Origin of the sequence: Streptomyces sp. NBC_01003 (genome assembly GCF_045162695.1) — a bacterium.
Classification (GTDB): domain Bacteria; phylum Actinomycetota; class Actinomycetes; order Streptomycetales; family Streptomycetaceae; genus Streptomyces.
This window is the reverse complement of the sequence record NZ_CP108707.1, coordinates 7,429,179-7,452,337: the sequence shown is the minus strand read 5'-3', so window position 1 is coordinate 7,452,337 and position 23,159 is coordinate 7,429,179. Positions and strand designations below refer to the sequence as shown.

Sequence of the window (23,159 nt, the reverse complement as noted above, 5' to 3'; positions counted from 1 at the left end):
CTCGCGACGGGCGGGGGGCGTGGCCTTGGCCACTCCCCCCCGCCCGTCGCGGCATTCCTGGGTGGGTCAGCGCAGGAAGGGGTCCACCGCGACCGCCACGAAGAGGATCGAGACGTAGGTGATCGACCAGTGGAAGAGGCGCATCTCCTTGAGCTTCGCGCCCGACACCTCGGCGTTGGCGCGGTTCTGCAGCCCGTGCGCCTCCCACAGCCAGAACCCGCCGGCCAGCAGGGCGACCGCGGTGTAGAACCAGCCGGTGTAGCCGAGCGGCGTCAGGAGCAGGGAGACGGCGACCATCACCCAGCTGTAGATGACGATCTGCTTCGCGACCACCTTGTTCGAGGCGACGACGGGCAGCATCGGCACGCCCACGCGCGCGTAGTCGTCCTTGACCTTCATGGACAGCGGCCAGTAGTGCGGCGGCGTCCAGAAGAACATGACGAGGAAGAGGATGACCGGGGCCCACGACATCGAGTTCGTGACCGCGGACCAGCCGATGAGGACCGGCAGGCAGCCGGCGATGCCGCCCCAGACGATGTTCTGCGAGGTGCGACGCTTCAGGATCATCGTGTAGACGACCACATAGAAGAGGAGCGCGCCGAGCGAGAGCCAGGCGGAGAGCCAGTTGACGGTCAGCCCGAACAGCAGCGTGGAGATGACCGCGAGGGCGATGCCGAAGGCGAGGCACTCCCGGGGGCTGACCATTCCGGTGACCAGTGGCCGCTGCGACGTGCGCTCCATGAGCGCGTCGATGTCACGGTCGATGTACATGTTCAGCGCGTTGGCACCGCCCGCGGAGAGGTAGCCGCCGAGGCAGGTGAGGAACACCAGCTTCAGGTCGGGCACACCCTGCTGCGCGAGGAACATGACCGGAACCGTGGTGATCAGCAGCAGTTCGATGATCCGCGGCTTGGTCAGCGCCACGAATGCCTTGAACCGGGCCCCGAGCGGCCGTTGGCTCGGGCTGATGCTCGTCCCGAGTTGCCCCGCTGGACGGGATTCGACGGCCGTCACGCACACCCCTGACAGAGACTCTCAGCAAGCCCCCGGATGTGAAGTCCCGGTAAAGGCTCGCGCGTACCACGCCACTGTAGACGTTGCCTATACCTGGCTCTTCGTGGGGGTCGGTTCGTGTTTCCGAGCCCTCCAGATGAGCGGTTGCGCATTCACTTGTCGAGTGGCGCGGATGCCTGTCAGGAGGCGGATTCCGGCCCGGCCCGGCAGTCTGGATTGAGTCGAAAAAATGCGCGTACTCGCAGGGGTAGGCTCGACAACAGTCGGTGAGCCCATCATCACCGGCATTCGACATGTGGAGAGGAGCCCTGACCCAGGGTGAGCACCAAGCCGACCACCACAGACCTCCAGTGGACCGAGTTGGACCAGCGGGCCGTTGACACCGCTCGTGTCCTGGCCGCGGACGCCGTACAGAAGGTCGGTAACGGCCATCCGGGTACGGCGATGAGCCTGGCACCGGCCGCGTACACCCTCTTTCAGAAGGTGATGCGGCACGACCCGGCGGACGCCGACTGGGTCGGGCGCGACCGGTTCGTGCTGTCCGCGGGCCACTCGTCCCTGACCCTCTACATCCAGCTGTACCTGGCCGGTTTCGGCCTCCAGCTCGATGACCTGAAGGCGTTCCGTACCTGGGGCAGCAAGACCCCGGGGCACCCGGAGTACGGGCACACCACGGGCGTGGAGACGACGACCGGGCCGCTCGGCCAGGGTGTCGCCAACGCCGTGGGCATGGCGATGGCCGCCCGTTTCGAGCGTGGTCTGTTCGACCCGGAGGCGGCCCCCGGCACCTCCCCGTTCGACCACCACATCTTCGCGATCGCCGGCGACGGCTGCCTCCAGGAGGGCATCTCCTCCGAGGCGTCCTCGATGGCCGGGCACCAGAAGCTCGGCAGCCTCGTCCTGCTGTGGGACGACAACCACATCTCGATCGAGGGTGACACGGAGACCGCGGTCTCCGAGGACACCATGAAGCGGTACGAGGCCTACGGCTGGCACGTGCAGCGCGTGGAGCCGAAGGAGAACGGCGACCTCGACCCCGAGGCCCTGTTCGCCGCGATCGAGGCCGCGAAGGCCGAGACCGAGCGTCCCTCCTTCATCGCGATGCGCTCGATCATCGCCTGGCCCGCGCCGAACGCGCAGAACACCGAGGCCGCGCACGGCTCGGCGCTCGGCGACGACGAGGTCGCGGCCACCAAGCGCGTGCTCGGCTTCGACCCGGAGAAGTCGTTCGAGGTCGCCGACGAGGTCATCGCGCACACGCGTGAGGCGCTGGACCGCGGTCGCGAGGCGAAGGCCGAGTGGGAGAAGTCGTTCGCCGCCTGGCGCACGGCCAACCCGGAGCGCGCCGCCGAGTACGACCGCATCGAGGCGACCGACCTGCCCGAGGGCTGGGAGTCGCACCTGCCGACCTTCGAGACCGGCAAGGGTGTCGCCACCCGCGCGGCGTCCGGCAAGGTTCTCCAGGCGCTCGGCCCGGTCATCCCGGAGCTGTGGGGCGGCTCGGCCGACCTCGCGGGCTCGAACAACACGACGATCGACAAGACGTCGTCGTTCCTGCCGGCGGACAACCCGCTGCCGGAGGCCGACCCGTACGGCCGCACGATCCACTTCGGCATCCGCGAGCACTCGATGGCCGCCGAGATGAACGGCATCGCGCTGCACGGCAACACCCGTATCTACGGCGGCACCTTCCTGGTGTTCTCCGACTACATGCGCAACTCGGTCCGCCTGTCGGCCCTGATGCACCTGCCGGTCACGTACGTGTGGACGCACGACTCGATCGGTCTGGGCGAGGACGGTCCGACGCACCAGCCGGTCGAGCACCTGGCGGCGCTGCGCGCGATCCCCGGTCTGAACGTCGTCCGCCCCGCGGACGCCAACGAGACCGTGATCGCCTGGCGCGAGATCCTCAAGCGGTACACGAAGGTGTTCGGCAAGGGCGCTCCGCACGGCCTGGTGCTGACCCGTCAGGGTGTGCCGACGTACGAGGCGAACGAGGATGCGGCCAAGGGTGGTTACGTCCTGCTCGACGCCGAGGGCGGCGACGCGCAGGTGGTCCTCATCGGTACCGGCTCCGAGGTGCAGCTCGCCGTCGAGGCGCGCGAGCAGCTCCAGGCCGAGGGGATCCCGACGCGAGTCGTGTCCATGCCGTCGGTCGAGTGGTTCGACGAGCAGGACCAGGAGTACAAGGACTCGGTCCTGCCGCCGTCGGTCAAGGCGCGTGTCTCGGTCGAGGCCGGTATCGGTCTGACGTGGCACCGCTTCGTCGGTGACGCCGGACGGATTGTTTCGCTGGAGCACTTCGGTGCTTCCGCCGACGGCAAGGTCCTCTTCCGGGAGTTCGGCTTCACTGGTGACGCCGTGGCCGCGGCCGCCCGGGAATCCCTCGCCGCAGCCCAGCACTGACGCTCATATACGACACGTAGGAGATGCATTTTCCATGACAGACGCACTGAAGCGCCTCTCGGAAGAGGGCGTCGCGATCTGGCTGGACGACCTGTCGCGCAAGCGGATCACGTCCGGCAACCTTGCCGAGCTGATCGACCAGCAGCACGTCGTGGGCGTCACGACCAACCCGTCGATCTTCCAGAAGGCGATCTCGCACGGTGACGGCTACGAGCAGCAGCTCGCCGACCTCGCCGCCCGCAAGGTCACCGTCGAAGAGGCCATCCGCATGATCACGACGGCGGACGTCCGTGACGCCGCCGACATCCTGCGTCCGGTCTTCGAGGCGACGGCGGGCCAGGACGGCCGCGTGTCGATCGAGGTCGACCCGCGCCTCGCCCACAACACGACGGCCACCGTCGCCGAGGCCAAGCAGCTGGCCTGGCTGGTGGACCGCCCCAACACGCTCATCAAGATCCCGGCGACGAAGGCGGGCCTGCCCGCGATCACCGAGGTCATCGGCAAGGGCATCAGCGTGAACGTGACGCTGATCTTCTCGCTGGCGCGCTACCGCGAGGTCATGGACGCGTACCTCGCGGGTCTGGAGAAGGCGAAGGCCGCGGGCCTGGACCTCTCCAAGATCCACTCGGTGGCGTCCTTCTTCGTGTCCCGCGTGGACTCGGAGATCGACAAGCGCCTGGACGCCCTCGGCACCGACGAGGCCAAGGCGCTCAAGGGCAAGGCCGCGCTGGCCAACGCCCGTCTCGCGTACGAGGCGTTCGAGGAGGTCTTCTCTTCGGACCGCTGGGCCGCGCTCGACAAGGCGCAGGCCAACAAGCAGCGCCCCCTGTGGGCGTCGACCGGCGTGAAGGACCCGGCGTACAAGGACACCATGTACGTCGTGGACCTGGTCGCGCCCGGCACCGTCAACACCATGCCGGAGGCCACGCTCGACGCGACCGCCGACCACGGTGAGATCACCGGCAACACGATCGCCGGGACGTACGACCAGTCCCGCGCGGAGATCGCGGCTGTCGAGAAGCTCGGCATCTCGTACGACGACGTCGTGCAGGTGCTCGAGGACGAGGGCGTCGACAAGTTCGAGGCGTCCTGGAACGACCTGCTCAAGTCGACCGAGGCGGAGCTCCAGCGCCTCGCCCCTTCGGAGGGCTGAGATCTTGACCCCAGTTCATGGAGCGAACCCGCTCCGTGACGCCGCAGACCGACGGCTCCCGCGTATCGCGGGGCCGTCGGGCCTGGTCATCTTCGGTGTCACGGGCGATTTGTCCCGTAAAAAGCTGATGCCCGCCGTTTATGACCTCGCCAACCGGGGTCTGCTTCCGCCGGGCTTCTCGCTGATCGGCTTCGCCCGACGCGAATGGGAGGACGAGGACTTCGCGCAGGAGGTGCACGACGCGGTCAAGGAACACGCGCGTACGCCGTTCCGCGAGGAGGTCTGGCAGCAGCTCGTCCAGGGCATGCGCTTCGTCCAGGGCAACTTCGACGACGACGACGCCTTCGAGCGCCTGAAGACGACGATGCAGGAGCTCGACAAGGCGCAGGGGACGGGCGGCAACTTCGCCTTCTACCTCTCCGTGCCCCCCAAGTTCTTCCCGCAGGTCGTGCAGCAGCTGAAGAAGCACGGCCTCGCGGACGCGCCCGAGGGTTCGTGGCGCCGCGCGGTCATCGAGAAGCCGTTCGGCCACGACCTCGAGTCGGCCAAGGAACTGAACGCGATCGTGCACGAGGTGTTCGCCCCGGACCAGGTGTTCCGGATCGACCACTACCTCGGCAAGGAGACCGTCCAGAACATCCTGGCCCTGCGCTTCGCCAACACCCTCTTCGAGCCGATCTGGAACCGGTCGTACGTCGACCACGTGCAGATCACCATGGCCGAGGACATCGGCATCGGCGGCCGCGCCGGCTACTACGACGGCATCGGCGCCGCCCGCGACGTCATCCAGAACCACCTCCTCCAGCTCATGGCGCTCACCGCCATGGAGGAACCCGCCTCCTTCGACGCGGACGCGCTCGTCGCCGAGAAGGCCAAGGTGCTCGGCGCGGTCCGGCTGCCCAAGGAGCTCGGCGACCACACGGTCCGCGGCCAGTACGCGGCCGGGTGGCAGGGCGGCGAGAAGGCCGTCGGCTACCTCCAGGAAGACGGCATCGACCCCAAGTCGAAGACCGACACCTACGCGGCCATCAAGCTGTCGGTCGACAACCGTCGCTGGGCGGGCGTCCCGTTCTACCTGCGCACCGGCAAGCGCCTCGGCCGCCGCGTCACCGAGATCGCCGTCGTCTTCCAGCGCGCGCCCCACTCCCCCTTCGACCACACGGCGACGGAGGAGCTCGGCCAGAACGCGATCGTCATCCGCGTCCAGCCGGACGAGGGCATCACGGTCCGCTTCGGCTCCAAGGTGCCCGGCACCTCCATGGAGATCCGGGACGTGTCGATGGACTTCGCGTACGGCGAGTCGTTCACGGAGTCGAGCCCGGAGGCGTACGAGCGGCTGATCCTGGACGTCCTGCTCGGCGACTCGAACCTCTTCCCGCGCACGGAGGAGGTCGAGCTGTCCTGGAACATCCTCGACCCGATCGAGAAGTACTGGGACAAGCACGGCAAGCCGGCCCAGTACCCGTCCGGCACGTGGGGGCCCGCCGAGGCGGACGAGATGCTCGCACGAGACGGACGGAGCTGGCGCCGGCCATGAAGATCGACCTCACGGACACCACGTCCAGCAAGATCAACAAGGCGCTCATGGAGGGCCGCCGCTCCATCGGCACGCCCGCCGTCGGCATGGTGCTCACCCTCGTCATCGTGACCGACGAGGAGAACGCCTACGACGCGCTGAGGGCCGCGAACGAGGCGTCCCGCGAGCACCCCTCGCGGACCCTCGTGGTCATCAAGCGCGTCTCCCGTTCACCGCGCGACCGCACGACGTCGAGGCTCGACGCCGAGGTGCGCGTCGGCGCGGAGGCGGGGACCGGCGAGACGGTCGTCCTGCGGCTGTACGGCGAGGTCATCAACCACGCCCAGTCGGTCGTCCTGCCGCTGCTCCTGCCGGACGCCCCGGTCGTGGCCTGGTGGCCGGTGAACGCGCCGCTCGACCCGGCCAAGGACCCGCTGGGCGCGCTCGCCCAGCGCCGCGTGACGGACACGTACGCGGCGGAGCAGCCCAACGACGAGCTGGAGGCCCGCGCCGGCGCCTACACGCCCGGTGACACGGACCTGTCGTGGACCCGGATCACGCCGTGGCGCTCCATGCTCGCCGCCGCTCTCGACCAGGTGGTCTGCAAGGTCAACTCGGTGGAGGTGGAGGGCGAGGAGTTCAACCCGAGCTGCGAGCTGCTCGCCATGTGGCTCGCGGACCGGCTCGCCGTGCCGGTCAAGCGGTCGGTGTCGTCGGGCCCCGGCCTGACGGCCGTACGCATGGAGACGGACTGCGGCGCCATCGTGCTCGACCGTCCGGACGGTTCGCTGGCCACGCTGTCGATCCAGGGTCAGCCGGACCGCGCGGTGGCGCTCAAGCGCCGCGAGACGTCCGAGCTGATCGCGGAGGAGCTGCGCCGCCTAGACCCGGACGACACGTACGCTGCCGCGCTGAAGTACGGCGTGCACCGGCTGGGTGAAGCGGCGGCGGCGCCGGACGGGCAGGGGCCCGCGGCCGACGCGGACGCTCCTGCGGCCGCTTCCGCTCCCGCGAAGAAGGCGGCGGCCAAGAAGGCGCCCGCCAAGTCCGCCGCCAAGAAGTCGGCTTCGAAGGCGGCCGCCAAGTGATGAGCACGGCACCCCAGTTGGTGGTGCACCGCGACAAGGAGCTGATGGCGCAGGCCGCCGCGGCCCGGCTCATCACGAAGATCGTGGACGCCCAGGCCGCCCGCGGCTACGCGTCCATCGTCCTGACGGGCGGGCGCAACGGCAACGGACTCCTGGCCGCCCTCGCGACCGCTCCCGCCCGGGACGCGGTCGACTGGACGCGCCTCGACCTGTGGTGGGGCGACGAGCGGTTCCTGCCGGACGGCGACCCCGAGCGGAACTACACGCAGGCCCGCGAGGCGCTCCTCGACTCGGTGCCGCTGAACCCGGACCGGGTCCACCCGATGCCGGCTTCGGACGGCCCGTACGAGCTGGATGCCGCCGCGCAGGTCTACGCCGCCGAACTGGCCGCCGCAGCGGGGCCGGAGGACCACGGTCCGGTGCCGACGTTCGACGTCCTGATGCTGGGAGTCGGCCCGGACACGCATGTCGCGTCGCTCTTCCCCGAGCTGCCGGCGGTCCGGGAGACCGAGCGCACCGTCGTCGGTGTGCACGGTGCGCCCAAGCCGCCGCCCAACCGCATCTCGCTCACGCTCCCGGCGATCCGGGCCGCGCGCGAAGTGTGGCTGCTCGCGGCGGGCGAGGACAAGGCGGAGGCCGCGGCCATCGCGCTGTCCGGCGCGGGCGAGATCCAGGCGCCGGCCGCGGGCGCGTACGGCCGCTCGCGCACGCTGTGGCTGCTCGACTCGGCGGCGGCCTCACAGCTCCCGCCCGAGCTGTATCCGCCGCACGTCGCCTGAGGCTCGCCACGCGCGAAGACACGAACGCAGGGGCCCCGCACCGAAGTTGGCCGGTGCGGGGCCCCTACGCGTGCGCCCTGTGATAGCTGCTGCCGTCGCGCTCCCGTACGAGCAGCCCGTCGTTCACGCAGTATCTGCGCAGCGCCGAGGTGTCCTCGTGGACGGTGCGGAACGCGTCGTTGACCTCACCCTCGGTGTAGGTGCGCTCGGTTTCGAAGAGCGTGCCCGTGAGGTGGACGAGGAGTTCGTGGCGCACGGTGGCGCGGACCGGGATCGAGGTGAGGCGTCCACGCGCGAAGAACCCCGTGAGGCGGCGCGGCACGGCGGGATGGATCTCCGCCGGGCGCTCGCGGCGGAACACGGAGGGGTCCGCGCGCAGCGTTCCGTCCGGCCGTCGCTCGACGAGCCCGGTGGAGACGAGGCGCCCCAGGTGCTTGCGGACGGCCGGGGAGTCCTCGTCGCGGGGCGCCAGCTCGTCCAGCACGATCCGCGCGTAGAGCTTCAGTCGTTCGGGGTCGGCGAGCGCGGACATGAGCTGGTCCATGAGGTCCTCCCGGCAGGTGACGCGACCGGAGCAGTGTCACCCGCCACAGACGGCGGCGCATCCCAATTAGATGCGCCGCCCAGCGATCTAACGGCCGCGCAGTTCGCGGTACTTGGCCACCAGCGCCTTGGTGGACGGGTCGAGTCCCGGCACGTCGGCGCCCTCCGTGAGGGCGGGCTCGATGCGCTTGGCGAGGACCTTGCCGAGCTCGACGCCCCACTGGTCGAAGGAGTCGATGTTCCAGACGGCGCCCTGGACGAACACCTTGTGCTCGTAGAGCGCGATGAGCTGGCCGAGGACGAACGGGGTGAGCCGCTTCGCCAGGAGCGTCGTCGTCGGGTGGTTGCCCCGGAACGTCTTGTGCGGCACGAGCTCCTCGGGCACCCCCTCGGCGCGGACCTCGGCCGGGGTCTTGCCGAAGGCGAGGGCCTGCGTCTGCGCGAAGAAGTTGGCCATCAGCAGGTCGTGCTGCGCGACGAGTCCCGGCAGCAGGTCCGCCACGGGCTCGGCGAATCCGATGAAGTCCGCCGGGATCAACTTCGTTCCCTGGTGGATCAGTTGGTAGTAGGCGTGCTGCCCGTTGGTGCCGGGGGTGCCCCAGACGACGGGGCCCGTCTGCCAGTCGACCTCCGTGCCGTCCCGCGTCACCGACTTGCCGTTCGACTCCATGTCGAGCTGCTGGAGATACGCCGTGAACCTGGAGAGGTAGTGCGAGTACGGGAGCACCGCGTGCGACTGCGCGTCGTGGAAGTTGCCGTACCAGATGCCCAGAAGGCCCATCAGAAGGGGAACGTTGGACTCGGCGGGGGCGGTGCGGAAGTGCTCGTCGACGAGGTGGAACCCGTCGAGCATCTCGCGGAAGGCGTCCGGGCCGATCGCGATCATCAGCGAGAGGCCGATGGCGGAGTCGTACGAGTAGCGGCCGCCTACCCAGTCCCAGAACTCGAACATGTTGGCCGTGTCGATGCCGAAGTCGGAGACCTTCTCGGCGTTCGTCGACAGGGCCACGAAGTGCTTGGCCACAGCCTCCTGGCCGGCCCTCAGACCGGTGAGGAGCCAGTTGCGCGCGGAGGTCGCGTTGGTGATCGTCTCGATCGTCGTGAACGTCTTCGACGCGATGATGAACAGGGTCTCGGCCGGGTCGAGGTCGCGGACGGCCTCGTGCAGGTCCGCACCGTCCACGTTCGACACAAAACGGACCGTCAGGTCCCGGTCGGTGAAGGACCGCAGGACCTCGTACGCCATCGCCGGACCGAGGTCGGAGCCGCCGATGCCGATGTTCACGACGTTCTTGATGCGCTTGCCGGTGTGGCCCGTCCATTCGCCCGAACGGACCCTGTCCGCGAAGGCGGCCATCTTGTCCAGCACGGCGTGCACCTGCGGGACGACATCGACGCCGTCGACCTCGATCACCGCATCGCGTGGGGCCCGCAGCGCCGTGTGCAGGACGGCCCGGTCCTCGGTCGTATTGATCTTCTCGCCGCGGAACATGGCGTCCCGCAGCCCGAAGACATCGGTCGCCGCGGCGAGCTCGCGCAGCAGGCGCAGCGTCTCGTCCGTGACCAGGTGCTTGGAGTAGTCGACGTGCAGATCGCCGACCTGGAGCGTGTAGTCGGAGCCGCGCGCCGGATCGGCGGCGAACAGCTCACGCAGCTGCACGTCCCCGAGTTCTTCCCGGTGCTTGGCGAGCGCCGTCCACTCGGGCATCTGATTGAGCCTACGGCTTTCTGCGTTCATCTCGGACTTCAGCCTTCTCTCGTACCCGCGTACGTACCTTGCCCCGCTGCTTGACCAACCTAATTGATCAGGGCCCGGTATACGGCATCTGTCCGGACCGCTACGGCCGAACGAGTCCGGCCGGACACTTGGGTGTGTCCGGCCGGTGCTCAAGTCCTAGATCTCGCCCCGCAGTTTGGCGAGCGCCTCCGCGAGGATCGCCTCGCCGTCCGCGTCGCTGCGCCGCTCGCGCACGTAGGCGAGGTGCGTCTTGTAGGGCTCGGTGCGCGGCGGGTCCGGCGGGTTGTCCCGGTCCTGCCCAGCAGGGAAGCCGCAGCGCGGACAGTCCCAAGTCTCCGGCACCTGCGCGTCGGAGGCGAAGCTCGGCTGCGTCTCGTGCCCGTTGGAGCACCAGAAGGAGATGCGCAGACGCGGCGCGGACTCGCCGCGCTCGGCCTCGCCCATCGGCCCCGCCCCGACCCGACTTCCTCGGATCGCGTTGCCACTTGCCACGGTCGTAACTCCCTGCGTGATGGTGCCGCGAAGCGTGTCGGCGTCTCGCTCCGCCGCGGGCGCCTCAGTCTACGTAAGGCCCAACGCGCGTCCAGTGATTGGAGTTACATCCCCGCCCCTAGACGCAAGCCCCATGATAGGCCGCGCCGGAGGGCGCGTACCGAACATGGGGCCTTATGTGCGCGATGTGCAGGTGCGACGGCGTCAGTTGTTGACCTTCATGAGCAGGCCGAGCACGACAATGCACGCGAACCACAGCAGACCGAGCACGATGGTGATGCGGTCCAGGTTGCGCTCGGCGACCGACGAGCCGCCGACGGACGACTGCATGCCGCCACCGAACATGTCGGAGAGACCGCCACCCTTTCCCTTGTGCATGAGCACAAGGAGCATCAGCAGCAGGCTGAAGACGATCAGGGCGATCGAGAACCCCATAACCACGGCTGGTCCCTACTTCCTGGCAATTCTCTCGGACTGATAGGTACTGCGATGAATCCGGACTGCGACTCATACGTGCTGCGGGGGCCCGGTGGAAAGCCACCCGGCCCCCGCAAGGGTACGACGTAACGCCGCTACCGCATACTCGCAACCTGTTCGTTCGCCTCGGGGGCGCTCTGTGTCGGTGTCGAGTGGCCGAACGCGCTCAACCCTTCGGGCCTCCGAGCGCTCGCCCTCTCGACAGCGACGCACCCCTGCGGCTCACTGGTCGCGGAAGCGGATGATCTTGACGAACTCCTCGGCGTCGAGCGCCGCGCCGCCGACGAGGGCGCCGTCGACGTCGGGCTTCGACATGATCTCCGCGACGTTCCCGGACTTCACCGAGCCGCCGTACTGGATGCGGACCTTGTCGGCCAGCTCCTGGGAGTACAGCTCGGCGAGCTTGCCGCGGATCGCCCCGCAGACCTCCTGGGCCTCGTCGGCGCCGCAGACCTTGCCGGTGCCGATCGCCCAGACCGGCTCGTACGCGACCACGATGGTCTCGGCCTGCTCGGCCGGGATGTCCTTGAGGCCGCCCTCGACCTGCGACAGCGTGTGGGCGACGTGGTCGCCCGCCTCGCGGACGTGGAGCTCCTCGCCGACGCAGAGGATCGGGGTCAGGCCGTGCTTGAAGGCGGCCTTCACCTTGGCGTTGCAGACTTCATCGGTCTCGTTGTGGTACTGGCGGCGCTCGGAGTGGCCTACCGCCACGAACGTGCACTTGAGCTTGGCGAGCATCGGGCCCGAGATCTCGCCGGTGTAGGCGCCGGAGTCGTGGGCCGAGATGTCCTGGGCGCCGTACTTGATCTTGAGCTTGTCGCCGTCGACCAGGGTCTGTACGGAGCGCAGGTCGGTGAAGGGCGGCAGAACCGCGACCTCGACGGCGTCGTAGTCCTTGTCGGACAGCGCGAAGGCGAGCTTCTGGACGTGGGCGATGGCCTCGAGGTGGTTGAGGTTCATCTTCCAGTTGCCCGCCATCAGCGGCGTGCGGGTGGTCATTGAGGTTCAGTCCTCCAGTGCGGCAAGGCCGGGGAGCGTCTTGCCCTCAAGGTATTCGAGGGAGGCGCCGCCGCCGGTCGAGATGTGGCCGAATGCATTCTCGTCGAAGCCGAGGAGCCGGACGGCCGCGGCTGAGTCGCCACCGCCGACGACCGTGAAGGCCGGGGAGTCGAGGAGCGCCTGGGCGACGGCCTTGGTGCCCTCGGCGTAGTCGGGGTGCTCGAAGACGCCCATCGGGCCGTTCCAGAAGACGGTCCCGGCGTCGGCGAGCTTCGATGCGTACAGCTTGCGGGTCTCCGGACCGATGTCGAGACCCTCCTGGTCGGCCGGGATGGCATCCGCGGCGACGGTGGTGGGGTTGGCCGGGGCCTTGGTCTTGAGGTCGGGGAACTCCGGCGAAACCAGGACGTCCACGGGGAGAACCAGCTCGACGCCGTTGTCCTCGGCGCGCTTGATGTACTCCTTGACGGCCGGGATCTGGTCCTCCTGGAGGAGGGAGATGCCGACCTCGTGGCCCTGGGCCTTGAGGAAGGTGTAGGCCATGCCGCCGCCGATGAGCAGGCGGTCGGCCTTGCCGAGCAGCTGGTCGATGACGGCGAGCTTGTCGGAGACCTTGGCCCCGCCGAGCGCGACGACGTACGGCCGCTTGACCTCGTCGGTGAGCTTCTTCAGGACGCCGACCTCGGTGGCGATGAGGTAGCCGGCGTAGTGCGGCAGGCGGGCCGGCAGGTCGTACACGGAGGCGTGCTTGCGGTGCACGGCGCCGAAGCCGTCGCCCACGTAGACGTCGGCGAGGGCTGCGAGCCGGTCGGCGAACTCGCCGCGCTCGGTGTCGTCCTTCGACGTCTCGCCGGCGTTGAAGCGGAGGTTCTCGATGACGGCGACCTGGCCGGGCTCCAGACCGTCCACCGCGTCGTGGGCGGCGGGACCGACGGTGTCCTGGGCGAAGGCGACCGGCTTGCCGAGGAGCTCGGCGAGGCGCTCGGCGGCCGGCAGCAGCGAGAACGCCGGGTCCGGGGCTCCCTTGGGGCGGCCCAGGTGGGAGGCGACGATCACCTTGGCGCCCGCGTCGGCCAGGGCCTTGACGGTGGGCAGGACGGCGCGGATGCGGCCGTCGTCGGTGATCTGGCCGTCGGCGAGAGGCACGTTGAGGTCGGCGCGGACGAAGACCCGCTTGCCCTCGACCCCTTCGGCGAGAAGTTCGTCGATCGTCTTCATGGCTGGACTCCTGGACTTCTTGGGTGGGCTGACGCACAACAGGGCCCGGACGGCGCGTCGTTGCGCGGTCCGGACCCTGTGCTCACATCGAGATGCCTGCTCTGGATTTAGAGCTGGCCGCCGACGAAGACCGTGAGGTCGACGAGACGGTTGGAGTAGCCCCACTCGTTGTCGTACCAGCCGAGGATCTTCACCGAGTTGCCTTCCTGGACCATGGTCAGGGAGGAGTCGAAGGTGCAGGACGCCGGGTCGCCGACGATGTCGGAGGAGACGATCGGGTCCTCGGTGTAGGACAGGTAGCCCTTGAGGTCGCCGTCCTCGGAGGCCTTCTTGAACGCGGCGTTGACCTCGTCCTTGGTGGTCTCGCGCGCCAGGGTGACGACCAGGTCGGTGGCCGAGCCCGTCGGGACCGGGACCCGCATCGCGATGCCGTCGAGCTTGCCCTTGAGCTGCGGGAGGACCAGGGCGGTCGCCTTGGCGGCACCGGTGGTGGTCGGAATGATGTTCTCGGCGGCGGCACGGGCGCGGCGCAGGTCCGAGTGCGGGAAGTCCAGGATGCGCTGGTCGTTCGTGTACGCGTGGACCGTGGTCATCAGGCCCTTGACGATGCCGAAGTTCTCGTCGAGAACCTTGGCCATCGGCGCCACACAGTTGGTGGTGCAGGACGCGTTCGAAATGACGTGGTCCGTCGCCGGGTTGTACTGGTCCTGGTTGACGCCCATCACGATGGTGATGTCCTCGTCCTTGGCCGGAGCCGAGATGAGGACCTTCTTGGCGCCGCCGGCGATGTGCTTCTCGGCGTCGGCCTTCTTCGTGAAGATGCCGGTCGACTCGATGACGATGTCGACACCCAGCTCGCCCCACGGGATGTCCGCGGGGTTGCGCTCGGAAAGGACCTTGATGCTGTGGCCGTCCACGGTGATCGTGTCGACGGTGTGCGTGACCTCGGCCTTCAGGCGGCCGAGGATGGTGTCGTACTTCAGAAGGTGTGCGGTGGTCGCGGTGTCACCAAGGTCGTTGACAGCCACGATCTCGATGTCTGCACCCTGCTCAAGCAGCGCGCGGAAGTAGTTACGCCCGATGCGGCCAAAGCCGTTGATGCCTACGCGGATCGTCACGAACCGATCTCCTCGTTGGTACGCCGGTTTTAGACGCCGGCGAGTTGTATGGGATGTCCCCGACCGCCTCCGACCCTACCTCTCCGAAGCCCTCCGGGTGACATTGAGTGGGCCCTTGTGCGGCCCGGCGGCCCGTACCGCCCAGTAGGGGCTCGGACCGCCGGGATTCCCGCTCATCTGGCGCTTTTCGCGAAAAGTGAGCGGGGTATTTTGTCCGCTTTTCGGACCGGCCTTTCTCAGCTCCTCAGAGAGGCCAGCGCCTTCCCCACGAGCACGCTGCGCTCGGCCGCCGTGGCGACGTGTTCGAGACCGAATCCGAGGAGCACGGTGTCCCTTGTGCTGACGGCTCCATATGTCTTGAACAGTTCACCCGCCCGGGCCCAGTCCTTGGTGACGACGGGGCTGCCCGGGGGCGGGCCCGCGACCTTCCAGGCACCGAACGACGACTCGAAGCCCTCGGTCTCCTTCGCGGCGCCGCCGGTCACGACGGACGCGTTGTCGGCGAGGACGCCGTGGCCGCCGCTGCCGGGGTCGGTGATGTAGCTGAGCGAGACCTCGACCGTCTTTCCGGCGTAGGCGCTCAGGTCGAAGGTCACCGGCTTCCAGCCGTCCGAGGCGCCCGTGAGACTGTTCCAGGAGCCGGAGGTGCCGGTGGCCGTGCAGCCCGCGCTGCCGGGCGTCAGATAGCGCTTGAGGGCCGGGTGCTCCTTGATCAGGAATCCGGCTTCGCACTCGGCGGGGACGGCGTTCGTCGTGGCGCCGCCGGCCTCGGGCAGCGTCGTCCAGTCCTCGGCGCCCGCCGTGTGCGCCTCCAGCACCGCGTGGTCGTAGCCGGGCTCGGTGTCCCACAGGAGCTGGAACTTCAGGGCCGGCTTGTCCGCGGCGGAGACCCCGGTGAGGTCGATGGTGCGGGTCAGGCGCTTCCACCCGTCGTCCGTGTGCACGGCGGCGGCCATGGAGCTGCCCTCGTAGGGGCTGTACGGGTTGGGGGTGCCCGCGTACGCACCGGCGCCCGCGCTCGTGAACTGCGGGTAGTCGGCCTTGGACAGCACGTCGGAGGTGGCCTGGTAGGTCGCGGCGATGTTCAGCGGGTTGCCGGGAGCGTCGCCGAGGCCCGCGGCAGCGCCGGTCAGCACGCCGGATCCGGCGAACTTCGAGGCGCCGGGTGTCGACGTACGCGAGTACGCGCCCAGGTAGTACTGGCTGAAGTCGTTGGTGGTGGTGTCGCCGATGTTGACGGAGCCGCCCGCCTGCTCACCGGCCTCGATCAGCTTGCCGCCCTCGTTGAGGTAGTCGCGCAGGGCGAGCTGGGTGGTGAGACCCGGGCGGTCGGCGCCCGTGTAGTGGACGACGGTCCTGAAGTGGTCGAGCACCGCGAGTGCGTCCGGGGCGCCCTGCGTGGCGACGTTCCACACGAGCGGGGTGCGGCCGTTCGCCTTCAGCGCGTCCACGTACGCCTTGCTCTGCTGGCCTGTGGCGTCGTTCTCGGCGACGACGAGGGTGTCGGCCCTGGGGCGCTCGGCCACGGTGTACGTGAAGTGGTCGCTGGAGGTGCGCTTCCCGGACTTGGTGCGTCCGGTGAACCAGACCTCGACCTTGTCGCCCGGGTCCGCGTCCTCGATCCTCGCGCGGTACGCGTCGAAGTGGAGGTTGTCCTCGCCGCCGTAGGTCTCGCCGCCCTTCCAGGCGCGCAGGTCCTCGTCGTGCGTACGGCCGCCGTCGACACGGTAATTGAGCTCCTTGTCGCGCACCGACTTGCGGGCGGTCACGGAGACTTCCTGGTCGGCGCCGCGCGCGTACGAGGTGCTGAAGGCGGCCGGGGTGAAGTCGGGGGCGTCGAGGCCGACCGAGGAGGACGGCTGATCGGGGTGCGCCGCGGTCTCGGCCACGGAGAGCGCGAAGGGGATGTTCTTGGCGAACTCCTGCTGGATGAGTTTCTCGTCGTCCGGGAAGGTGAAGACCGACTCGCAGTCCTCGGGGCGCCACTGGTCGTCCGGGTCGACGGCCGACGCGGTCTGACACTCGCTCATCTCCGGCGTGAACATCCCGATGCCGTTGACGTTGCCCGCGTGCCCGTCGGCCTCGCCGTTGGTGGTGTACAGCTCGGAGGAGACCTGCGGGTGGTAGCCGGGGATCGCGGAGTTCTCGGGGGTCCCGGCGAGCGCCTTGTAGAGCACGTCGTCCGGTGTCGGGGTGGCCACCTGCCAGCCCACTCCGTAGAGCAGCAGCTGGGCCGCGGAGTGGTAGTTGATGGCGTACCGGAAGTCGATGCGCTTCTCGAAGGCGTCGAGGGCCTTCGTCTCGGGCTCGGAGCCGGGGCTCGCGCCGCGGTAGGTCTCGCTTGCGGGGCTCGGGGACGAACCCTCGTCGTCGTAGCCCCACTTGTAGGCGAAGTTGCGGTTGAGGTCGACGCCGTCGCCCGTGGTGATCGCGCCGTCGCCGTTCACGTCCCGCATGTTCTTGCGCCACTGGCGGTCGCCGTCGGGGTTGAACGTCCAGTCGTATCCGTCGGGGTTGGCGGACAGGACGAACCACATCTCGGTGGAGTCGACGATCTTCTTGATGCGCTTGTCCTTGGAGTAGTTGTCCAAGTAGTAGTGCATCAGGCGGCGGGTCATCTCGGGGGTGATCCACTCGCGGGCGTGCTGGTTGGACATGTAGAGCACGGACGGCTTGGCGCCGTCCCTCGTCGTACGGGCGCCCTTGGTGAGCTTGAGCGCGAGGATGTCCTGGCCCTGGAGCGTCTTGCCGATGGAGACGACCTTGGTGAGGCCGGGGTGCGCCTGGCCCGTCCTGACGATCTCCTCCTGGAGATTGCCCTTGCCGCTGTAGGGGCGGAACACGCCGTCGCCCGCGGCCGCCACGCGCGCTCGCGCCTTGGCGGAGAGCGTGTGCTCGGTGAGCTCGACGCCCTTCCTCTCCAGCTGCTCGGCCTGCTTGTCGGTGAGGTAGACCTCGACCTCGGCCTTCCCCTTCTCGGGGGCCTGCTCGCCGAGTTCGTGTCCGTCCTGTCCGGCCGCGAGGAGCAGGGGTACCTGCTCCTTCGTGACCTCGGCGCGGAACACCTTGACCGGATCGGAGTCCGACCGGGGTGCACCGCCGCTCTCCGCCTGGGCGACGGGCGTCAGTCCCGCGCTTCCCAGTCCGCCCAGTACGAGTGCCGTGGCCGCGAGGATCGATCTCGCTCTTCGTCTCATGAGCCCCCCTTGCAGTTGTGTACCGCAGAAGCAGGTGAGTACCGCAGAAGCTGTGGTGAACCGCAGAAGCGGCTGTTCACCGCAGAAGCGAACAGACGCCAGACTCATGACAGTTCATGGTCAAGTCAAGGGCGCGTCAAAGGGGGCCCCTCACGCCTTGCACGGTCCCCATGGGCAGCGAAAACGCCGGTGCCCGGGCCCCGGCAGGGCGCAGGCACCGGCGTGAGGCATTCCGCTCGGGGGTCAGCCGGCGAGGTTGTCGGCCATCTCCTCGCTGATGTTCGACTCCGTGCCCGGGATGCCCATGTCCTGGGCCCGCTTGTCGGCCATCGCGAGCAGGCGGCGGATGCGGCCCGCGACGGCGTCCTTCGTCAGCGGCGGGTCGGCGAGCGCACCCAGCTCCTCCAGGGAGGCCTGCTTGTGCTCCATGCGCAGCCGGCCGGCGGCCGCGAGGTGCTCAGGCACCTCGTCGGCGAGGATCTCCAGGGCGCGCTGCACGCGGGCCCCGGCCGCGACGGCGGCGCGCGCCGAGCGGCGCAGGTTCGCGTCGTCGAAGTTGGCCAGGCGGTTGGCGGTGGCGCGGACCTCGCGCCGCATCCGCCGCTCCTCCCAGGCGAGCACCGACTCGTGCGCCCCCATGCGGGTGAGCAGGGCGCCGATGGCGTCCCCGTCCCGTACGACGACACGGTCCACACCCCGTACCTCACGGGCCTTGCCCGCGATCTGGAGGCGGCGTGCGGCCCCGACCAGGGCCAGCGCGGCCTCCGGGCCGGGGCAGGTCACCTCAAGGGAGGAGGAGCGCCCGGGCTCGGTGAGCGAGCCGTGCGCCAGGAAGGCCCCGCGCCAGGCGGCCTCGGCGTCGCAGGTGGCCCCCGAGACCACCTGCGGCGGGAGACCCCGGATCGGGCGGCCGCGGCCGTCGACGAGACCGGTCTGGCGCGCCAGCTGGTCACCGCCGGCCACGACCCGTACGACGAAGCGCGAGCCCCGGCGCAGTCCGCCGGGCGCCATCACGATCAGTTCCGAGCTGTGCCCGAAGATCTCGAGGATGTCCCGCTTCAGCCGTCGTGCCGCCATCGCGGTGTCCAGCTCCGCCTCGATCACGATGCGGCCGCTCACCAGGTGGAGCCCGCCCGCGAAGCGCAGGATGGCCGAGACCTCTGCCTTTCTGCAGCAGGTCCGGGTGACGGGAAGCCGGGAAATCTCGTCCTTCACCGCTGCCGTCATCGCCATGGGCCGATCCTTCCATGCATCCGAAAAATACGGTCGTACGCGGCGGCCAACAGCTCCGGATCGTGCCTCGGAGTCCCGTCGGGCCTGGCCACAGGCGCCAGCTCGACCGCAGCGCCGAAGCCCTCCTTGGCGGCGTCGGTCAGGGACTCGCGGTCGGGCACGGCGGCCTCGTCGGCCAGCACCACGTCCAGGGCGAGTTTAGGGGCGTGTCGTCCCAAAACCTCCAAATGACGCTGCGGTGAGAACCCCTCGGTTTCTCCGGGCTGCGGCGCGAGGTTCAGCGAGAGGACCCTGCGGGCCTTCGTCGCCATCAGCGCGTCGAGCAGCTCGGGGACCAACAGATGCGGGATGACGGAGGAGAACCAGGAGCCGGGGCCGAGCACCACCCAGTCGGCGTCGAGCACCGCGGCGACCGCCTCGGGGACGGCCGGCGGGTCGTGCGGCACGAGGTGCACGGACTGCACCTCGCCGGGGGTGAGCGCCACCGTGGCCTGGCCGCGCACCGTGTCGATGTCATCGGGGCGGGCCGGGTCGTGCCCCTTGACCAGGGCCTGGAGCTCCAGCGGCACCGCGGACATGGGCAGTACACGCCCCTGCGCACCCAGCAGCTTGCCGACCAGGTCGAGGGCCTGCACATGGTCGCCGAGCTGCTCCCACAGAGCGACGATGAGCAGATTGCCGACGGCGTGCTCGTGCAGGTCGCCCTGGGACTGGAAACGGTGCTGGATGACGCGGGCCCAGGTCTGGCCCCAGTCGTCGTCGCCGCACAGGGCCGCGAGGGCCTTGCGCAGGTCGCCGGGCGGCAGGACGCCCAGCTCGTCGCGGAGGCGGCCGCTGGAGCCGCCGTCGTCGGCGACGGTCACCACGGCGGTGAGGTCGCCGGTGATGCGCCGCAGGGCCGCCAGTGACGCGGACAGGCCCATGCCGCCGCCGAGGGCGACGACCTTGGGCTGGCCGCCGCGCCGGCGGCTCGTGGGAGGGGTGACCCGGCGGAGCCTGCTGCCGAGCCGGAGTGTGCGACCGGTCATTCGCGGCCCATGTCCCGGTGGACGACCACGGTCTCCACGCCTTCCGCCGCGATGCGCGCGGCGAGCTTCTCCGACATCGCGACGGAGCGGTGCTTGCCTCCGGTGCAGCCGACCGCGATCGTCACGTACCGCTTGCCCTCGCGGCGGTATCCGGCGGCGATGAGCTGGAGCAGCTCGGTGTACCGGTCCAGGAACTCCTTGGCGCCGGGCTGGCCGAAGACGTAGTTCGCCACCTCTTCGTTCAGGCCGGTGAAGGGGCGCAGCTCGGGGACCCAGTGCGGGTTCGGCAGGAAGCGCATGTCGACGACCAGGTCGGCGTCGACGGGCAGGCCGTACTTGAAGCCGAACGACATGACCGTGGCCCGCAGCTCGGGCTCCTCGTCGCCGGCGAACTGGGCGTCCATCTTGGCGCGCAGCTCGTGCACGTTCAGGCTGGAGGTGTCGATGACCAGGTCGGCGTCGCCGCGCAGCTCGCGCAGGAGCGTGCGCTCGGCCGCGATCCCGTCGACGATGCGGCCGTCGCCCTGGAGGGGGTGCGGGCGGCGCACCGACTCGAAGCGGCGCACCAGGGCCTCGTCGGAGGACTCCAGGAACACGATGCGCCGGGTGACCTGGCGGGACTCCAGGTCGGCGAGGGACTGGTGGAGGTCGTCGAAGAAGCGGCGGCCGCGCACGTCGACGACGACGGCGATCCGGGCGACATTGCCCTGGGAGCGGGCGCCGAGCTCGACCATCGTGGGGATCAGCGCGGGCGGCAGGTTGTCGACGACGAACCAGCCGAGGTCCTCCAGACACTTGGCGGCCGTGGAACGCCCGGCGCCGGACATCCCGGAGATGATCACCAGCTCGGGGATCGCCGCTTCGGCCGCCCCGGGGGTCTCGCTCGTCGTACCCGTACTCACCTGTGCTCCGTCTGTCTCCGCCGCCTGGCCCGCCGGGTCATCGGGGGCCGACTGTGGTGCCTGTTCGCCCTGCTCGTTCTCGTTCATGGCTCCTGCCCCCGTCGTCCTTCCGAGGTGGCCACGGCCGTGGCCGTGGGGTCCTCGTCTTCAATGATCTCTCCTGTGGCCGTGTTCACGGCCGGTGCGGCGGGCTCCGCGCTCGCGAAGGCCGCCACGATCGTCTCTGCCGTCTTGCGGCCTATGCCGGGAACCTCGCAGATCTGATCGATTGTGGCCGATCGCAGGCGCTTCACCGAACCGAAGTGCTTGATCAGGGACTGCTTGCGCGCGTCCCCGAGACCGGGCACCTCGTCGAGCGGCCCGGCCCGGAAGCGCTTGGCCCGCTTGGCGCGCTGGTACGTGATCGCGAAGCGGTGCGCCTCGTCACGCACGCGCTGGAGAAGATAGAGGCCCTCGCTGGTGCGCGGAAGGATCACCGGGTCGTCCTCGTCGGGCACCCAGACCTCTTCGAGGCGCTTGGCCAGGCCGCATACCGCGATGTCGTCGATGCCCAGCTCGTCCAGCGCCCGCTTGGCCGCCGCGACCTGCGGCTGCCCGCCGTCGACGACGACCAGCTGGGGCGGGTAGGCGAACCGCTTGGGGCGACCGTCGTCCTCGGTGAGACGGGACTCGAGCGGGCCGTCCTCGTCCGTCAGCTCGGCGTCGGACCACTCCCCCGACTTCTCCTGCGCCGCCAGATAGCGCTTGAAGCGGCGCGTGATCACCTCGTGCATGGAGCGGACGTCGTCCTGCCCCTCGAAGCCCTTGATCTGGAAGCGCCGGTACTCGCTCTTCCTGGCCAGTCCGTCCTCGAAGACGACCATCGAGGCCACGACGTCGTCGCCCTGGAGGTGGGAGATGTCGTAGCACTCGATGCGCAGCGGGGCGCTGTCCAGCTCGAGAGCCCCGGCGATCTCCTCCAGGGCGCGCGAGCGCGTGGTGAGGTCGGAGGCGCGCTTGGTCTTGTGGAGCGCGAGCGCCTGCTGCGCGTTCCTGTGGACCGTCTCCATGAGGGCCTTTTTGTCGCCGCGCTGCGGGATCCTCAGCGACACGTTCGACCCGCGGCGCGTGGTGAGCCACTCCTGTACGGGTTCCAGGGGCTCGGGCAGCGCGGGCACGAGGACCTCCTTGGGCACGGCGTCCCCGCGCTCCTCGCCGTACAGCTGCTGGAGCGCGTGCTCGACGAGGTCACCGCTGGTGACCGCCTCGACCTTGTCCGTGACCCAGCCGCGCTGGCCGCGCACGCGCCCGCCCCGCACATGGAAGATCTGCACGGCGGCCTCGAGCTCGTCCTCGGCGAGGGCGATCAGGTCGGCGTCCGTGGCATCGGCGAGGACGACGGCGCTCTTCTCCATCGCCTTGCGCAGCGCCTCTATGTCGTCACGCAGGCGCGCGGCGCGCTCGTACTCCATCTCCTCGGCGGCATCCGTCATGTCCTTCTCGAGACGGCGGATGTACGTGCCGGTGCGGCCGGTCATGAAGTCGCAGAAGTCCTCCGCCAGTTCGCGGTGCTCCTCGGGCGAGACGCGGCCCACGCAGGGGGCCGAGCACTTGCCGATGTAGCCGAGGAGGCAGGGGCGGCCGGTGCGGGCGGCGTTCTTGAAGACGCCGGCGGAGCAGGTGCGGACCGGGAAGACACGAAGCAGCAGGTCGACGGTGTCGCGGATGGCCCAGGCATGCCCGTAGGGACCGAAGTAGCGCACGCCCTTCTTCTTCTGGCCGCGCATGACCTGCACGCGCGGGAACTCCTCGTTCATCGTCACCGCGAGGTAGGGATAGCTCTTGTCGTCGCGGTACTTGACGTTGAACCGGGGGTCGTACTCCTTGATCCAGGAGTACTCCAGCTGGAGCGCCTCGACCTCCGTGGACACCACGGTCCACTCCACGGACGCGGCCGTGGTGACCATGGTGCGGGTGCGGGGGTGCAGGTTCGCCAGGTCCTGGAAGTAGTTGGCCAGGCGCTGGCGCAGGCTTTTCGCCTTCCCGACGTAGATCACCCGACGGTGCTCGTCACGGAACCTGTACACCCCTGGGGAGTCCGGGATCTGTCCCGGCTGGGGGCGGTAGCTGGAAGGGTCGGCCATGTCAGACACCCTACTTGCGGCCACCGACAGTGAGGTTGCCCGCGCGTTTCCCGGAGCGGTCCGGCGCCCGCCCGGCGAGACGGTTTGCGCAGCGAGTCTTGTCCGGTTCAGATCAACACGCTTCAATGCCGGGTG

Annotated in this window: 18 protein-coding genes; 5 read left to right on the top strand and 13 right to left on the bottom strand. The window is 69.3% G+C overall.

Going from position 1 to position 23,159, the window contains the following annotated elements:
- Positions 1-66: 66 nt before the first annotated feature.
- Positions 67-1,020, bottom strand: a complete 954-nt coding sequence (locus OG698_RS33945) for a heme o synthase (RefSeq protein ID WP_399970316.1) — start codon at positions 1,018-1,020, stop codon at positions 67-69.
- A 312-nt stretch (positions 1,021-1,332) separates the two neighbouring features.
- Between OG698_RS33945 and tkt the strand changes: the two genes are divergently transcribed.
- From tkt to pgl, 5 genes are read left to right on the top strand one after another with little or no spacing between them, the layout of a single operon-like run.
- Positions 1,333-3,420: a transketolase gene (tkt, locus tag OG698_RS33940; protein ID WP_406107551.1), complete on the top strand. Its 2,088-nt coding sequence runs from the start codon at positions 1,333-1,335 to the stop codon at positions 3,418-3,420.
- Positions 3,421-3,454: 34 nt separating this feature from the next.
- Positions 3,455-4,573 (top strand): transaldolase, encoded by a 1,119-nt coding sequence (gene tal / locus OG698_RS33935; protein ID WP_406107549.1) that lies wholly within the window; start codon positions 3,455-3,457, stop codon positions 4,571-4,573.
- Positions 4,574-4,577: 4 nt separating this feature from the next.
- The gene (gene zwf / locus OG698_RS33930) at positions 4,578-6,110 is read left to right on the top strand and encodes a glucose-6-phosphate dehydrogenase (RefSeq protein WP_100592395.1); all 1,533 of its coding nucleotides are present in this window, start codon (positions 4,578-4,580) and stop codon (positions 6,108-6,110) included.
- Entirely contained in the window at positions 6,107-7,177 is a 1,071-nt protein-coding gene (opcA, locus tag OG698_RS33925; RefSeq protein WP_406107547.1) for a glucose-6-phosphate dehydrogenase assembly protein OpcA, read from the top strand. The genes zwf and opcA overlap by 4 nt, the downstream gene beginning before the upstream one ends.
- Entirely contained in the window at positions 7,177-7,956 is a 780-nt protein-coding gene (gene pgl, locus OG698_RS33920) for a 6-phosphogluconolactonase (RefSeq protein WP_406107545.1), read from the top strand. Before opcA ends, pgl begins: the two co-directional genes overlap by 1 nt.
- 64 nt (positions 7,957-8,020) lie before the next feature.
- On the opposite strand, the gene OG698_RS33915 is transcribed toward pgl, so the two are convergent.
- The 12 genes from OG698_RS33915 to uvrC all read right to left on the bottom strand — a co-directional run bounded on the left by OG698_RS33915 (position 8,021) and on the right by uvrC (position 23,024).
- Positions 8,021-8,290: a DUF2087 domain-containing protein gene (locus OG698_RS33915; RefSeq protein WP_406111454.1), complete on the bottom strand. Its 270-nt coding sequence runs from the start codon at positions 8,288-8,290 to the stop codon at positions 8,021-8,023.
- 297 nt (positions 8,291-8,587) lie between these two features.
- On the bottom strand, positions 8,588-10,237 hold the full coding sequence (pgi, locus tag OG698_RS33910; protein ID WP_406107543.1) for a glucose-6-phosphate isomerase: 1,650 nt from the start codon (positions 10,235-10,237) through the stop codon (positions 8,588-8,590).
- Positions 10,238-10,393: 156 nt separating this feature from the next.
- Positions 10,394-10,729, bottom strand: a complete 336-nt coding sequence (locus tag OG698_RS33905; RefSeq protein ID WP_003976875.1) for an RNA polymerase-binding protein RbpA — start codon at positions 10,727-10,729, stop codon at positions 10,394-10,396.
- 204 nt (positions 10,730-10,933) lie between these two features.
- The gene (gene secG, locus OG698_RS33900; protein ID WP_100592391.1) at positions 10,934-11,164 is read right to left on the bottom strand and encodes a preprotein translocase subunit SecG; all 231 of its coding nucleotides are present in this window, start codon (positions 11,162-11,164) and stop codon (positions 10,934-10,936) included.
- 264 nt (positions 11,165-11,428) lie between these two features.
- Positions 11,429-12,205, bottom strand: coding sequence for a triose-phosphate isomerase (gene tpiA, locus OG698_RS33895; protein WP_406107541.1), 777 nt, complete (start codon positions 12,203-12,205; stop codon positions 11,429-11,431).
- A gap of 6 nt (positions 12,206-12,211) precedes the next feature.
- The gene (locus OG698_RS33890; protein WP_406107539.1) at positions 12,212-13,423 is read right to left on the bottom strand and encodes a phosphoglycerate kinase; all 1,212 of its coding nucleotides are present in this window, start codon (positions 13,421-13,423) and stop codon (positions 12,212-12,214) included.
- Between the two features lie 107 nt (positions 13,424-13,530).
- On the bottom strand, positions 13,531-14,541 hold the full coding sequence (gene gap, locus OG698_RS33885) for a type I glyceraldehyde-3-phosphate dehydrogenase (protein WP_116502732.1): 1,011 nt from the start codon (positions 14,539-14,541) through the stop codon (positions 13,531-13,533).
- 236 nt (positions 14,542-14,777) lie between these two features.
- Complete coding sequence (locus OG698_RS33880) at positions 14,778-17,738, bottom strand: M14 family zinc carboxypeptidase (RefSeq protein WP_406107536.1); 2,961 nt, start codon at positions 17,736-17,738, stop codon at positions 14,778-14,780.
- 243 nt (positions 17,739-17,981) lie between these two features.
- Positions 17,982-18,971, bottom strand: a complete 990-nt coding sequence (gene whiA / locus OG698_RS33875) for a DNA-binding protein WhiA (protein WP_100592386.1) — start codon at positions 18,969-18,971, stop codon at positions 17,982-17,984.
- A complete protein-coding gene (gene yvcK / locus OG698_RS33870; RefSeq protein ID WP_406107534.1) occupies positions 18,962-19,999 on the bottom strand; it encodes a uridine diphosphate-N-acetylglucosamine-binding protein YvcK in 1,038 nt (345 codons plus the stop codon). The genes whiA and yvcK overlap by 10 nt, the downstream gene beginning before the upstream one ends.
- Positions 19,996-20,988: an RNase adapter RapZ gene (gene rapZ, locus OG698_RS33865; protein ID WP_399970299.1), complete on the bottom strand. Its 993-nt coding sequence runs from the start codon at positions 20,986-20,988 to the stop codon at positions 19,996-19,998. Before rapZ ends, yvcK begins: the two co-directional genes overlap by 4 nt.
- Complete coding sequence (gene uvrC / locus OG698_RS33860; protein WP_399970297.1) at positions 20,985-23,024, bottom strand: excinuclease ABC subunit UvrC; 2,040 nt, start codon at positions 23,022-23,024, stop codon at positions 20,985-20,987. The genes rapZ and uvrC overlap by 4 nt, the downstream gene beginning before the upstream one ends.
- Positions 23,025-23,159 lie beyond the last annotated feature (135 nt).